This is a genomic window from Lysinibacillus sp. UGB7 (assembly GCF_049058285.1).
Taxonomy (GTDB): Bacteria; Bacillota; Bacilli; order Bacillales_A; family Planococcaceae; genus Lysinibacillus; species Lysinibacillus sphaericus_B.
This window is the reverse complement of record NZ_JBMGUV010000017.1, coordinates 1-12,537: the sequence shown is the minus strand read 5'-3', so window position 1 is coordinate 12,537 and position 12,537 is coordinate 1. Positions and strand designations below refer to the sequence as shown.

Below are 12,537 nucleotides of genomic sequence, written 5' to 3'. Positions count from 1 at the left end.
AACAATAGTTCTTATCGCAATTGCAAATATACAAAGAGTATAAAGGTTTAAAAAAATTAAATCAATGAAATTCTTCATACAAGGTTAAAACCTTTATCCTGCTAGTTCACTTGTTATATTTATAATGACAAAATTTGAATGGTTCGTTATACTTGAAGTATAACTTTTCTTCGAAACTTTTACGCTCAATCCACACGGAAGAGCATATTTTTTAAAACGCTCATTTGAGTGACGAATACGACTTTTTTGTCGTGCCTTCGTTTCTTAATGGGCGTTTTTTGTTTTCGTCTGAAAGTTACACTTTTTAAGGAGGCTATTATAAATGGCAAAAATCAGTCAAGAAAGTATTGAAAGAGTAAAGGCAGTGACACTCGTTGACCTAGCACAAGCATTAGGGTTTCCAACTAAAATGGTTGGAAAACAGTTGTTCATTCCATGCCCTAATCCTGCTCATAATGAGTCTAAATTGGATACTTGTTGTATTGAGATTAATAAAAATATTTTTAATTGTTTTCATTGTGCAGATGTAAAAGGTAATAGCGCAATCTCACTATATTCATGGCATCAATTTGGACAAAGAGAAGGAAAATTCAAAGAGTCAGTTTTAGGTGTAGCACAACTTATGGACATTGAAGTGACAGATGAACGAGGAATAGTGATGAAACCTGGTAGCAACACTTACATGCCTTCAGTAAAAATTATTTCTCAGGATCTTGAACCTCAACCTGTACAAGTTGTTGATGCATTCTATCGCGCATTTCTATCAATGTGTCCACTTAGATCAGAACATGCAAATGAATTAATGGAGAAACGTCGTTATTCAATTGAAGAAATAAATCTTCATATGTTTCGTTCCGTTCCCACATTAGATGAATGGATTAGTATTTACTCAAGATTAAAGTCTTTAAATTATCCATTTGAACGCATTCCTGGTTTATCACAAATTTTCCAACCTGATTATTTTAATTCTAAATTCCCTAAAGATTTAGGTGAGGCTGGAGTTTTTAAGGATGCTAACGGAAAGAATCATGAAGGTCATTGGTTCTACGTTTTAAGCGCAGCGAAAGGATATTTTATTCCTGTTTATAATGAGGATGGATTTATTATCAGACTTCGTGTACGTAAAGATAGTGGGGATCCAAAATATGTGTGGTTTTCTTCAACACATAACATTGAAATTGAAAACATTATTCAAAAAGCTCGACGTAATGGAGCATCTAGTGGGGCCCCAATTACAATCGAGGTACCACCTGATTACTTGAAAGTTTGGGAACGTGGTGTGAATGTTTCAAACATAATACCAACAAGAACATTGTTAGTAACTGAGGGAGAACACAAAGCAAAGATAAGTGCCAAAACTTTTAACGTATTTGCAGCTGGTCTACCAGGCGCGGGTAATTTTTCGCAATTACTGAAGCTTATACGCAAGTGGAATATAGAGAAATTAATAATTGCATATGACATGGATACATTACAACGCATTGATGATTCAAAAGAAAGCATAAATAAACAAGCTACTCTTATGGATATCGTTAATCGTTTTGCTGTTGAAGTCGTTAAACTAGGAGTAGATAGTGTTATTTGGACTTGGAATCTAAATGATGGAAAAGGTCTGGATGACCTTGTTCATAATCGCAAACTCCCTATTGAGTTTAATTTAAAAACAAAGCGCCAAAGAGCTGTAACACTTGATACAGTACATTCTCTATAAAAAACTTTGAATGTTAAAAGATGAAAAATTTGATTATTAGGAGAAATTTCTATGATAAACCGAGTCGTATTAGTTGGAAGACTAACAAAAGATCCCGAGCTACGCTACACACCAAATGGTATTGCGTCTACTCGATTTACAGTTGCTGTAAACCGTACATTCTCAAACCAACAAGGTGAAAAAGAAGCAGATTTTATTAGCTGTGTTGCTTGGCGCAAACAGGCTGAAAACTTAGCGAACTTCATGAAAAAAGGAAGTTTGATTGGAGTAGAAGGTCGTATCCAAACAGGCAGCTATGAAGGACAAGATGGTAAACGTGTATATACAACTGATGTTGTCGCAGATAGCGTCCAGTTTTTAGAACCTCGTAACGGTGGTGGAACGTCAACCCCTCCTCAAAACAATGGACAGGCTTATGGTCAAAACCAACCGCCAATGAATCAGCCAAATTATACACGTGTAGATGAGGATCCATTTGCTAATAGCAAAGGACCAATCGAAGTGTCTGAAGATGACCTTCCATTCTGACCGGTATAACACTGTGTAATTAAGAAACAACTAAGAAAATTTAAGAACCTATTTAAAACGAACAGTTCTAATTCAACTGTTCGTTTTATAAATTACAAATACTGAAATGAGGAAAATATATATGAAAATTCAAGTGACTAAGTCAATTTTACTTAAAGAACTTGCTACAGCTAGTAAATATCGTGGAAGGGAAATTAAAGGAGGAAATACTATAGGTATTCCTTTTATATCTCTAAGCGCATCTGAAGAAGGTCTTAAAATACGTGCTACTGATAACCAGGTTTATTACGAAAACATCTTGCCGCTCCATATTGTGGGTGAGGAAGATTTGGAAGAAGTTCATGTTGTGATTGAAGCGGGCCAAGTAGCTCTTACTCAAAAATTTGATGAAGTACTACGAAAATTCCCGTCGGAGAAAGTCGAAATACAAGTAACCGGTGAAAAAATTATTCTTACTGCTGACAATGTAAATGCAGAAGTATCAACAATGGATAGCCCATTTGATGAAGCACCTACTGGCGTAGAAGGCGAATCTATCAATTCACCCAAGACATTTTTTGATAATATCATTACTAAAACCGTTTTTGCTTCCAGTGAAAGTGATTCGCGACCCCTTTTAAAAGGTATCAATATTAAAGGGGATGGTACAACGTTCACTGCAATAGCAACCGATAGTCATCGTTTAGCAAAATATGAGGATGCACAATCTATTCAAATTGATAACATTACTATTCCAGCAAAACCTTTCGCAAGTGTCCTCGAAACATTTAGTGATGATGGAAAAGTGATGCTTATACCTTTAGGCAATTATGTTAAATTACAACAAGAAGATAAAAACGTATTTATACGTTTACTTGACGGGAATTTTCCAGATACAACGAAACTTGTAAATGTTTTAGATACTGTTTCCCATATTAGCATTAACTCAAAAGAGTTGATTAATGCCATTGATCGCGCAATTCCTTTCGCTAAAAATGATAAAGGCCGTCCAGTGGTTCAGCTTGAGATGTTTGATCAAGGGATCAAAATTTTTTCTTCAGCCGAGGATGGCTCAATGACATCTAATGTTTCCATTAATAAATCAAATGGCGTAGTTATTTCTGAAAAAATTGTATTAAATGCTAAATTTATGATTGATTCTATCAAATCACACAATAGCAAAGAAGTTACGCTAGTCATAGAAAGTAAAGGAAAGCCTGTTTATGTTCTTAGTGAAGACAAAAGCAACACCCAACTTATATTACCTATTAAATACTAATATCTATTAAAAAGCCCTTTATAGTGGGCTTTTTCTTATGGATTTTTCCAGGTGAAAATTGTATAATGACACCATACTATTGATAAACGTCTATTTGACCTCCAACCACACGGTATAGAGGATTATAAAGCACTTCATTTAATGAGTGTTCATTCTTATCTATTTACGGGATAGGTATGTTCATTTACTAATTGAAGTGCTTTTTTGCGTTTTCATTAGTAAATAATTTTTAGGAGGCAATATTTATGCCGCAAAATTTAATTTCGTGTTTGGAGAAACGTATCAACACTGGATATTTTAAAATAGACGAACCAGTTATGGTTCGTGAAGATTTCAAAATTGTAGTTGTGTATATCCCTTCAGAAAAAGAAGATAACAACGCAATTATGTTCGGAACACATACGAATAATGTATTCCCCGACTCTTTTAAAGAGCTTGGTGAAGATATTGTTCATAATTTTCATGCGACTTACTTTGATTATCCACACCGTTATTCAGATGATTTTTCACCCGAAGAAATGGTCACGTTTGACTCAATAGAAAAGTATAGCCGTGGAGAATTATTCATTAAATCTGGATTGGTTGAGTTTGTATCATTTGAGCATAAAAACACTATCTATCCCGAAGCTATTTACGGTTGTAAATTTACAGGAGAAGGTATTACACGAATTGAAGATTGTAATGTAATCGAAGGGCTGAAATCAATTCGAAGAACATGGAGGGTATAGAGAGAGCAACTGCAATATTGTATGGTTGAAAAGGAAGGAATGAATTATATGAAATATATCGGAAAAGTGTTTGAATACTATTCTCACCATGGTGAAAAGCGTAAAGCGACTTGCAAGAAAATAGAGTTTCATCAAGAATTAGGGAAACCAATTTTTATAGGAATCACACCTTTTGGTAATCATGTTAGATTAACAAGAGAAGAAATAACAAATTCATATCATGAATAATTAGAATAATTTTACAAAAAACAATATCTTATTTTAAAGAGGAACGAGGTAAAATCGTTTCTCCTTTCTTTTTTCTACTAAAAAGAGAATTATATGACCTTTAAAAAATTGATGTATAAGGAGATAATAATGGATATGTATTTTATTTATTATCATTGTGATCAATGGAAAACGAATAGCAGCATGAAAATTATAGGTGTTTTTACTGAACCAAAATTGAAACAGACAATTGTCGAGCAAGGTGCTACATAAAGACTACATCATTACGGCATACGATTTACAAGAGCGTAAAATGAGGAACTTACCTAAGACTAGTCATAGAAAGTTAAGGAAAACCTCTTTTTGTTCTTAGTGAAAACAAAAGCAACAATAAGCAACTTATATTAAATACTAAAATCTATTAAAAAGCCCTCTATAGTGGGCTTTTTCTTATGGATTTTCCCAACTAAATATTGTATAATGACAACATACTATTGATAAACGTCTATTTCACCTCCAACCACACGGTATAGAGGTTTATAAAGCACTTCATTTAATGAGTGTTCATTCTTATCTATTTACGGGATAAGTGTGTTCATTTACTAATTGAGGTGCTTTTTTGCGTTTTCAATAGTAAATAATTTTTAGGAGGCAATATCTATGCCGCAAAATTTAATTTCACGTTTGGAGAAACGTATCAACTCAATTCATAAAGAATCATTCTGGACTACACTACAAGTAGAAGGGGATTTTATTAATTTTAATGAATCTTCCAGAGAACATACTTATGCTTTGAGAACGAATAAGGAATATTTAGAGGACATTCTAAACTCAACTTTATCATTGGCTAGAATCTATACTATTGTAGTTAAAATAAAGGATGGGTTTTTAGAAGTTTTGAAAGTAGACTAATTTTTATTCACCCAAAATAGGAGAGTTCATGTTTATGAAAACTTTCATCTTACCAATTAATGAAGTCAGAACAGTCGCACACATACTTCCCAAAGAAGCAATTGAAGACATCGAAAAACGTATGTCGGATTGGATGCTTAGCGGAGGAAATGATGATGACCCGTATATGTATCAACAGTCCCACTATGCAAAAGAACTAGCTTCGTACTGTGAGATGAAGACTCTTAAATAGCATATGGATTTACACAAGAAATTTATTGTTAATCAATTAAAAAGGAGAAAACATATGGATAATACTAGCGTTAGCTTTTTGCAAACTCTTAGTTATGGAGGATATACGTTTAACTTAAAGGTAATTTGTTCAGATAATCCAGGAATTGATGGTTTTTATATAGTTTCTGAAGCTCCTGATGAGTTTCAAATAAATGGTGAATTGTTTTCAAATGAAGATGAGATTTTTGATACGATTCAAGAAAATATTTCATCAATTCGCTAATAAGTTAGCAAACATTAATACAGTGTATAAAAAGAGGGACGATGATTTAGTCGTTCCTCTTTTTCTTGTTTTAACAATTTTTAGTTTTGATTGAGTGAAATCAAAAAAATAAGGAGTAGATATTATGATCACAAAATGGATAAAGAGACGTACAGCTAAATTATCAAGTCGCGGGCTTTACCTACAAGATAAGGAATTACTTAAATCAAATTTTAATGTTGGCAAACATTTTAAGTATGTTGTGGATATGAAGAAGAAACAAATTCGTATTGTTCCTTCAACCAAAGAAACGAAAAACACGGTATCTAAACGTCAACTAAAGGACGGTACAAAACCAGTCCTTGATATACGAGATAAGGAAGCACTTAAAGCTTTTCAAGGTGCCGATTTTTTAGAAGTAGTTATTTTTGAAAATGAGATACTTGTAAGAGGCATAAAAGAACGTAAAATTCGTAAGACATCTATCCTAAATTTCTTGGAGCTAAAAGACACAAAAAGTGCTTTTAATACACGAATAGATAAAGACGAATTAGCGTCTGTTGTTGGGGGATTCGATTTTACAATTTCCTCTAATGAAAACCTTGATTTGGCAGAAAATCCTACCCTATTTAGTGAAATGCCACTTCTTTTACGTGCAGTTAGTTTATTTAGTGGCGCGGGCTGCATGGATATACCGTTCACTCAAAATAATTTTGAAGTAGTATGTGCCGTTGAACGTAATGAAGAGGCTGCTCTAACATATAGATACAATCATGGTAATCATATTTACGTTGCAGATATAACGACTTTTGATAAGTCTATATTTCAGGAATGCTCTGCGCCGGTCATGTTTGGCGGATCTCCTTGCCAGGGATTTTCTAACTCAAATAGGAGGCTTAGTTTCTTAGATAATCCAAACAATTTACTTGTAAGAGAGTTTATTAAATCTGTACAAGCTAATAAAAATTGTGCAATTTGGGTTTTAGAAAATGTACCTCAGCTTTTAACAGCTGGTAAAGGACAATTTCTAAACGAAATTAAAAGTGAATTGTCTGATTTTCATATTACTCATGGGGTATTAAATTCTTTGGAATATGGCGATGCACAAGACCGTCAGAGGGCTTTTTTAATTGGTTCTAAGATAGGTCCGATTTCATTACCAACGCCTAATGTAGACAGTCCTAGAACGGTTTTTGATGCATTCAAAGGTTTGTATGATGAAATGCCTAATCAAAATGATATTTCTGACTCTCGTAAGAGAACGATTGAACGAATGAAATGTATTCCCCAAGGGGGCAATTGGCAGCAGCTACCTGATCACTTGAAAACACCAGGAATGTTTAAAAGAAATACGCAAAGTAATATCTACAAACGTTTAAAATGGGACGAGCCGGCATGTACAATTGTAAATCCACGAAAATGTTTACTCACTCATCCGGAAGAAAATCGTATTTTATCTGTGAGAGAATGTGCAAGATTATTCTCTATTCCTGACGACTTCATTTTCCAAGGAAATTTAGAGGCTATGCAGCAGCAAATAGCAAATGCGACACCTGTTCGTTTGGTGTATGCCATAGCTCAGAAAGTAAAAGATGCAATAACATCGTTTAATGCTTTGCTAAAACGAAGATTTTTTTCTCTAGTATAAATATTATAAAAGAAAGAGGGTATTAGCATGTCAGAATGGTTAGTTAGTTTCGATGAAAAACTTTGGTTGAAAGGATTCTATGAATTTGAATCTTATGAAGATGCAGTTTATAGCATTTGCCATATAGGGGCATTGCGACTGTACAATGAGTGGCTTGATTTTATTGGTTCAATACATATTGAGGTCTCAGAAAGTCTCGCCTTAAATTACTGCGTAGTGGGACGAATAGAAAATTACAAGTATGATGAGGAAACTGGCTTAGACATTCCAATTATGGCTGATATTAATTTTGTTTTTAGAAAACGTGAAAGTCAGATTCTGATGAATTAAATTATATTGGGTTCTTTTAAATTTTGAAATTTAAATTGAACTATTGAAGATAGTGAACCGTATGCTTGGAAATAAGATTTTTAGGGGAGCAGGTGGGAACTGTCAGAGTAATATGATATGTTCTACCTGCTTTATTATGCTATCTTAAATAATCCAACATTTATACAGAGAACATAGTAATTTCAAATTAACGATCTTTTGAATTCTCTTGACATCTAGCCTGGTTTCTAGTTTTATTATAAGTATATGAATTAAATATCTTATAGTAGAGATGTTAATTGATATAAGAAAAAAACCCCTTGTTGGCAGCAAGAGGTTTTTGGTCTACGATATACGCACCAGCAAAGTTTGTTTATCGTAATTTCTTAAATTGATTAATACAAATAGAATTATAAGCAATATTAAAAAATATTGCAATCAATTTTATTATAAAACTATTAATCATTTATCTAATTATCTGATTTTAATAAACAATAAACAAAGTTTCATTTGGCGACGTATAAGTAGGCCCTCTAATCCTTAGAAGGTCTTTTTTTCGTGGGAATTACATTTGCTGCTACAAGGACAGCTAGTGGGATCTAGCTTAATTGAAACTTTGTCGAACTAACGTGCTCTTGACATATTGGCGGAAGTTTAAGATAATTGCACTTGAAATATTATCTTAAATACTCCCGTTTTGTAATATGTTACGGAAGCACCGAGCATACGACTAGTTTCGTATGCTCTTTTTTATTCCCTAAAATTCCTTACTAGGAATTAAACGACGAAAAAACCGCTTTACAATGAACAATCAAAGTAAAAGCGGTGTGCTTTTGGATTAGTCTAGCGAATCGGGAAATTCGTTAGACAAGTGTGAACAACTGCGGGAACAGTTTTCACAAACTAGATTTTAAAATGTATAAAATTTAATAAATGACCACTTCAAAAAATCGGATTCTTTGAGGCGTCTTTAATTTTGCCTTTTTTAAGACTTCTATGAACAATCATATCAACTATCACCAAATATATCAATGAATTTTATGAATTCATTGTATTCTCTTTTCTAGTGTGTTAATTTTTATTTGTAACAAATTTTTCTGAAGGAGGAATTAAGATGGTTACAGTTAAGGAAAATAGTAAGGGTAAGTATACTCGTACAGGTACCCCTTCTCATGAAAAAAAAGCTATGTTAGTTCGTTTAGAAAAAGAGCAAAGAAAAAGGGTAGAAAACTTTCAAAAACAAAATAGAGAATTACAAACAGATCAAAGCGTAGCTCTTGCTTTGTTTGAATTTGCACTTGACGCGTTTGAGCGTGGAGAGTTTGTACTTATTGAACGTTCTAGTGCCTTGAAATGAGGATAAACAAAGAAGGAATGAAAAAACCGCTTCACAGATTTGGTCGTCTGCAAAGCGGATACTTTAGAAGTCGTCATTCGAATTTTGGTCGATTCGATTGACATAGTGTAAAAGCTGCTGGTCACAGTTTTTACGAGTTAGGTCTAAACAAATTAAAAATTCAACACAAGATTCACACAAGAATCATCAAAGATTCATCAAAAAGATTCATCAAAAAATTTAATAAAATTTCAACACAACCTTTTTCAAAAAATCATTTTGAAAAGGGCCACTTTAATATTGCCAAAAAACGGCCTTGTTTAGTTAATTACATAATAACAAGTCTTACAAAAAATTTCAACGAGTTTTACATAGAAAGGAGGAGTTAATATATGGCTAAAATGCGTAAACTAGATGGTATTATATTCTATCAAGCAGAATTAGAGTTTTTGAAATTACATTTTCGAGAGTATTCTACTAGCTTAACAGCTGCATCCCTAGTTACATATTTACTCCTTCGCAGCAATTGTGATGAAGAAGGTCTAATACGTGAAGACGACTTTGTACTTAAACATTTAACTGATAAATACGACTTACCATACAGTTCTATTAATAAAGGTCTTTTAAAGTTGGAAGAAATTGGGTTTGTCCAAAGAATTTTTAATAACCAGAAGCACTATATACACTTACCACTAGTTTTACGTTTTGCGATTAAAGATGATCCTCGTAAATCAGCTGAGCTGAACTATTTCCGTATTCCAAATTACGTCTTTGAAAATGGATACTTAAATGCATTTATTAAAGCAAGAGATGTATCAGGTATTGTTGGATTATTAGACATCATTAATGCTTTGTATCGTGATTATTCCAACAAATCTCAATCTATAATCAAACGAAAAATTCAACCATTATTATTGAAAATGAAGAAGAGTTTACGAAGCGGAAAAGATTGGCTAAAACGACTTTTTAATGATGGTAGAGGTTTAATCAAAGAGGTTAATTTTGATCAACGAGATACATTTGGAAATTCGGTAGTAGAGTTACGATTTAGTTCGGATGCTTTTAATGAGCGAGAGGTAAATCCGATTGAAGAATCAATTACTGCTATTGCTAAGAAAGAGATTAGAAAACACTTTAAAAATAGTACTATCTCCTATAAAAACAGCGAGTTAACGAACTGCATTAATATCTTTAAGTCAGACGTATTGGTGCATTTACATAAGCTACCTAACGTTGTGGCAAAAGATATGGCATTACACATAACAAAAAATCTATTGGTGGATGTATTACCTAAAACTATTTATGCTATTGAGCATTCTAAAGTAGAAAATCTCCCTGGATTATTCAGGGTGCGTCTGAAAGGCTTCTTTAATACATTCGTAAAAACAGACGAACATGCTCGGACTATGATTAGGTTTGCATATCAACGAACAAATACTGATATTCCTCCATTATTTACATAACAACCTTTTTCAAATTTAAAAATGAAAAAGGTTATTTGACATTGATCAAAACGAGATCTCTTTATATTAAAGAGATCTCGTTTTTTTTTTACGCTAGGTTTTGTATTTTATTCCCAAGTACGTATTCCTATCGATGGATTTCAGAACTGTGGAAACTGTTGATAATAGAAATAAGATTGTGGAAAGTTTATAACTGTACTGTTGAAATAGTGAATAATATATTTATAGCTTGTTAAGTACATAGAATAAGGTATTTAGTGAATTTAATAGGAACTCATAAACCCAAGTGGCAGAAGGGGTAGGAGAGATAAAGTTATCCCCTATAAATATATATATTGATTATTACTATTGGATTTTTTATTTATTGTAGTGGAAGTAAAAGAGGTAGTTTTATAGTTTTGAAAAAGGTATTTTGATTTTTTTCTATTTAATATATCTATTATTAATTATGTTTTGCTATTCAAGTAAGAATTTGAAAACCAACATAAATATAAATCTATTATCATTATTCCTAATTAACAGGTAATTAATTCGAAGAAAGAGTATTAATAAACAGTATTATTTGATAATTTATGAAAATACAGATAACATCATGAGTAAGGAAAAGTAAGGAATGGAGTTGAGGACAGATGTACAAAGCATCGTTAACTAGTAAAGGACAATTGACTATTCCAAAAGAAATTAGAGATTTCTTAGAACTTGAAATGGGAGATGAAGTTTTATTTTCAATTACAGATATTGAAAATAAAACTATACTTTTTGAGAAAGTAGGAAAACAAGTATTATGTCCAGCCTGCAATGGTACGGGTAATTTTATTGATTTTAATTTGCCATGTTTCCTATGTGATCAAACTAAATATATAACTAAAGATAAGAGAATCTTAAACCCGCTACTGCTACATACATTAGCCAAAAATAAGGTTACTTTAACAATTAAAACTCAAGATACTTCTCCAGAAAACGGTTTTATGATTAATGAAATCCCTAAAATTACACTATTTAGTAACATTTATCCCGAAAAAATACTTAGCTGGGTACAAGATTTACTTCAACTGGATTTAATAAGAGATTATGCACCCAAAAGGCCCACAAATCCTGATGAATTTATGTTTCCGTCAAATACAGCATTAAATAACATTTTAGATTTATTAGTTACTGATGCAGCAAAGCAACAAGTGAGAAGTTGGTTTAAATAAATCAGGGGGTAAGAGGAGTTGTTTAAAAGATGACGCAAGAATTTATTTTAAATGAAGAAGTATACAATCTTTTAGTCGATTATGAACAAGCTTATAAAACTTCAGTAGTTATAAAGGAAAAATTAGATAGTTTACGTCGTAAAGATATGTCACTTCCCTATGAAAATGAACCAACGGCTTCATTATTAAAATTTACAATTGGTGACAAGATTGAAATGCTAGAAAATGAATTAATAAATACCATCAAAACTTTGTCAGACCGACAATCAAAGGCACAGTCTGGATTAGATTTGCAGTTTTTTATAGAATTACGAAGTCCAAGATACAGACCATTCATGTATAATTATTACGTTTATGCTTTTAAAGAGAATAATGGTCCTTTAATATTCATTTCTGAGAACAGCGAAACTGGGGGAGACAAGAGATATGATTCAAAAGAAGAGTTAATTTTTGATTTCGTAGAGATGTACCATTACTTGCATAAAGATTTATCCCGAGACGAAATGATAGATTTTGTTTCTGACCGATTTAAATATGTTTAGTTGTAGCTTTGTATACACATATATCTATATATTAAGGTGGTAAGAAAGGCAGACTAGGTGAAGGGTTTTCTTTAGGGAGAAAACCTTAATCATAAAACATCTTCTTAAGCTCCCATTCGTATTATAAGGTCAGCCAGAGAAATCTGGTTGACTATTTTTTATTCAATTTATAGATTGATAGTAGCCGGGGTAGAACGGAAGCTCCCGTGGGACTTGATCCCGAC

15 protein-coding genes are annotated in these 12,537 nt (G+C 32.6%); all 15 read left to right on the top strand.

Features of this window, described 5'->3' with window-relative positions:
- Positions 1-322: 322 nt before the first annotated feature.
- The 15 genes from ACOMCU_RS15865 to ACOMCU_RS15795 all read left to right on the top strand — a co-directional run bounded on the left by ACOMCU_RS15865 (position 323) and on the right by ACOMCU_RS15795 (position 12,313).
- Positions 323-1,711: a DNA primase gene (locus ACOMCU_RS15865; protein ID WP_421050642.1), complete on the top strand. Its 1,389-nt coding sequence runs from the start codon at positions 323-325 to the stop codon at positions 1,709-1,711.
- 51 nt (positions 1,712-1,762) lie between these two features.
- Positions 1,763-2,239 (top strand): single-stranded DNA-binding protein, encoded by a 477-nt coding sequence (gene ssb, locus ACOMCU_RS15860; RefSeq protein WP_421050641.1) that lies wholly within the window; start codon positions 1,763-1,765, stop codon positions 2,237-2,239.
- A gap of 121 nt (positions 2,240-2,360) precedes the next feature.
- Positions 2,361-3,497: a DNA polymerase III subunit beta gene (gene dnaN / locus ACOMCU_RS15855; protein WP_421050640.1), complete on the top strand. Its 1,137-nt coding sequence runs from the start codon at positions 2,361-2,363 to the stop codon at positions 3,495-3,497.
- Positions 3,498-3,742: 245 nt separating this feature from the next.
- Entirely contained in the window at positions 3,743-4,225 is a 483-nt protein-coding gene (locus ACOMCU_RS15850; RefSeq protein WP_421050639.1) for a hypothetical protein, read from the top strand.
- A 48-nt stretch (positions 4,226-4,273) separates the two neighbouring features.
- Positions 4,274-4,453: a hypothetical protein gene (locus ACOMCU_RS15845; RefSeq protein WP_421050638.1), complete on the top strand. Its 180-nt coding sequence runs from the start codon at positions 4,274-4,276 to the stop codon at positions 4,451-4,453.
- A 129-nt stretch (positions 4,454-4,582) separates the two neighbouring features.
- Positions 4,583-4,705 carry a hypothetical protein gene (locus ACOMCU_RS15840; protein WP_421050637.1) on the top strand — a complete coding sequence of 41 codons (123 nt, stop codon included), beginning with the start codon at positions 4,583-4,585 and terminating at the stop codon, positions 4,703-4,705.
- A 387-nt stretch (positions 4,706-5,092) separates the two neighbouring features.
- Positions 5,093-5,344: a hypothetical protein gene (locus ACOMCU_RS15835; RefSeq protein ID WP_421050636.1), complete on the top strand. Its 252-nt coding sequence runs from the start codon at positions 5,093-5,095 to the stop codon at positions 5,342-5,344.
- A 34-nt stretch (positions 5,345-5,378) separates the two neighbouring features.
- Entirely contained in the window at positions 5,379-5,576 is a 198-nt protein-coding gene (locus tag ACOMCU_RS15830) for a DUF6877 family protein (RefSeq protein ID WP_421050635.1), read from the top strand.
- A 54-nt stretch (positions 5,577-5,630) separates the two neighbouring features.
- The gene (locus tag ACOMCU_RS15825) at positions 5,631-5,840 is read left to right on the top strand and encodes a hypothetical protein (protein WP_421050634.1); all 210 of its coding nucleotides are present in this window, start codon (positions 5,631-5,633) and stop codon (positions 5,838-5,840) included.
- Between the two features lie 124 nt (positions 5,841-5,964).
- Positions 5,965-7,467: a DNA cytosine methyltransferase gene (locus ACOMCU_RS15820; RefSeq protein WP_421050633.1), complete on the top strand. Its 1,503-nt coding sequence runs from the start codon at positions 5,965-5,967 to the stop codon at positions 7,465-7,467.
- A gap of 27 nt (positions 7,468-7,494) precedes the next feature.
- Positions 7,495-7,797, top strand: a complete 303-nt coding sequence (locus ACOMCU_RS15815; protein WP_421050632.1) for a hypothetical protein — start codon at positions 7,495-7,497, stop codon at positions 7,795-7,797.
- Positions 7,798-8,890: 1,093 nt separating this feature from the next.
- Complete coding sequence (locus ACOMCU_RS15810) at positions 8,891-9,133, top strand: hypothetical protein (protein WP_421050631.1); 243 nt, start codon at positions 8,891-8,893, stop codon at positions 9,131-9,133.
- 371 nt (positions 9,134-9,504) lie between these two features.
- A complete protein-coding gene (locus tag ACOMCU_RS15805; protein WP_421050630.1) occupies positions 9,505-10,575 on the top strand; it encodes a hypothetical protein in 1,071 nt (356 codons plus the stop codon).
- A 629-nt stretch (positions 10,576-11,204) separates the two neighbouring features.
- The gene (locus ACOMCU_RS15800; RefSeq protein WP_421050628.1) at positions 11,205-11,771 is read left to right on the top strand and encodes an AbrB/MazE/SpoVT family DNA-binding domain-containing protein; all 567 of its coding nucleotides are present in this window, start codon (positions 11,205-11,207) and stop codon (positions 11,769-11,771) included.
- A gap of 29 nt (positions 11,772-11,800) precedes the next feature.
- On the top strand, positions 11,801-12,313 hold the full coding sequence (locus ACOMCU_RS15795) for a hypothetical protein (RefSeq protein WP_421050626.1): 513 nt from the start codon (positions 11,801-11,803) through the stop codon (positions 12,311-12,313).
- Positions 12,314-12,537: the final 224 nt, after the last annotated feature.

What these genes read in the sequence shown, in the direction of transcription:
- ACOMCU_RS15865 (WP_421050642.1), top strand. Translation starts at nt 323, where the DNA reads ATGGCAAAAATCAGTCAAGAAAGTATTGAAAGAGTAAAGGCAGTGACA.
- ssb (WP_421050641.1), top strand. Translation starts at nt 1,763, where the DNA reads ATGATAAACCGAGTCGTATTAGTTGGAAGACTAACAAAAGATCCCGAG.
- dnaN (WP_421050640.1), top strand. Translation starts at nt 2,361, where the DNA reads ATGAAAATTCAAGTGACTAAGTCAATTTTACTTAAAGAACTTGCTACA.
- ACOMCU_RS15850 (WP_421050639.1), top strand. Translation starts at nt 3,743, where the DNA reads ATGCCGCAAAATTTAATTTCGTGTTTGGAGAAACGTATCAACACTGGA.
- ACOMCU_RS15845 (WP_421050638.1), top strand. Translation starts at nt 4,274, where the DNA reads ATGAAATATATCGGAAAAGTGTTTGAATACTATTCTCACCATGGTGAA.
- ACOMCU_RS15840 (WP_421050637.1), top strand. Translation starts at nt 4,583, where the DNA reads ATGGATATGTATTTTATTTATTATCATTGTGATCAATGGAAAACGAAT.
- ACOMCU_RS15835 (WP_421050636.1), top strand. Translation starts at nt 5,093, where the DNA reads ATGCCGCAAAATTTAATTTCACGTTTGGAGAAACGTATCAACTCAATT.
- ACOMCU_RS15830 (WP_421050635.1), top strand. Translation starts at nt 5,379, where the DNA reads ATGAAAACTTTCATCTTACCAATTAATGAAGTCAGAACAGTCGCACAC.
- ACOMCU_RS15825 (WP_421050634.1), top strand. Translation starts at nt 5,631, where the DNA reads ATGGATAATACTAGCGTTAGCTTTTTGCAAACTCTTAGTTATGGAGGA.
- ACOMCU_RS15820 (WP_421050633.1), top strand. Translation starts at nt 5,965, where the DNA reads ATGATCACAAAATGGATAAAGAGACGTACAGCTAAATTATCAAGTCGC.
- ACOMCU_RS15815 (WP_421050632.1), top strand. Translation starts at nt 7,495, where the DNA reads ATGTCAGAATGGTTAGTTAGTTTCGATGAAAAACTTTGGTTGAAAGGA.
- ACOMCU_RS15810 (WP_421050631.1), top strand. Translation starts at nt 8,891, where the DNA reads ATGGTTACAGTTAAGGAAAATAGTAAGGGTAAGTATACTCGTACAGGT.
- ACOMCU_RS15805 (WP_421050630.1), top strand. Translation starts at nt 9,505, where the DNA reads ATGGCTAAAATGCGTAAACTAGATGGTATTATATTCTATCAAGCAGAA.
- ACOMCU_RS15800 (WP_421050628.1), top strand. Translation starts at nt 11,205, where the DNA reads ATGTACAAAGCATCGTTAACTAGTAAAGGACAATTGACTATTCCAAAA.
- ACOMCU_RS15795 (WP_421050626.1), top strand. Translation starts at nt 11,801, where the DNA reads ATGACGCAAGAATTTATTTTAAATGAAGAAGTATACAATCTTTTAGTC.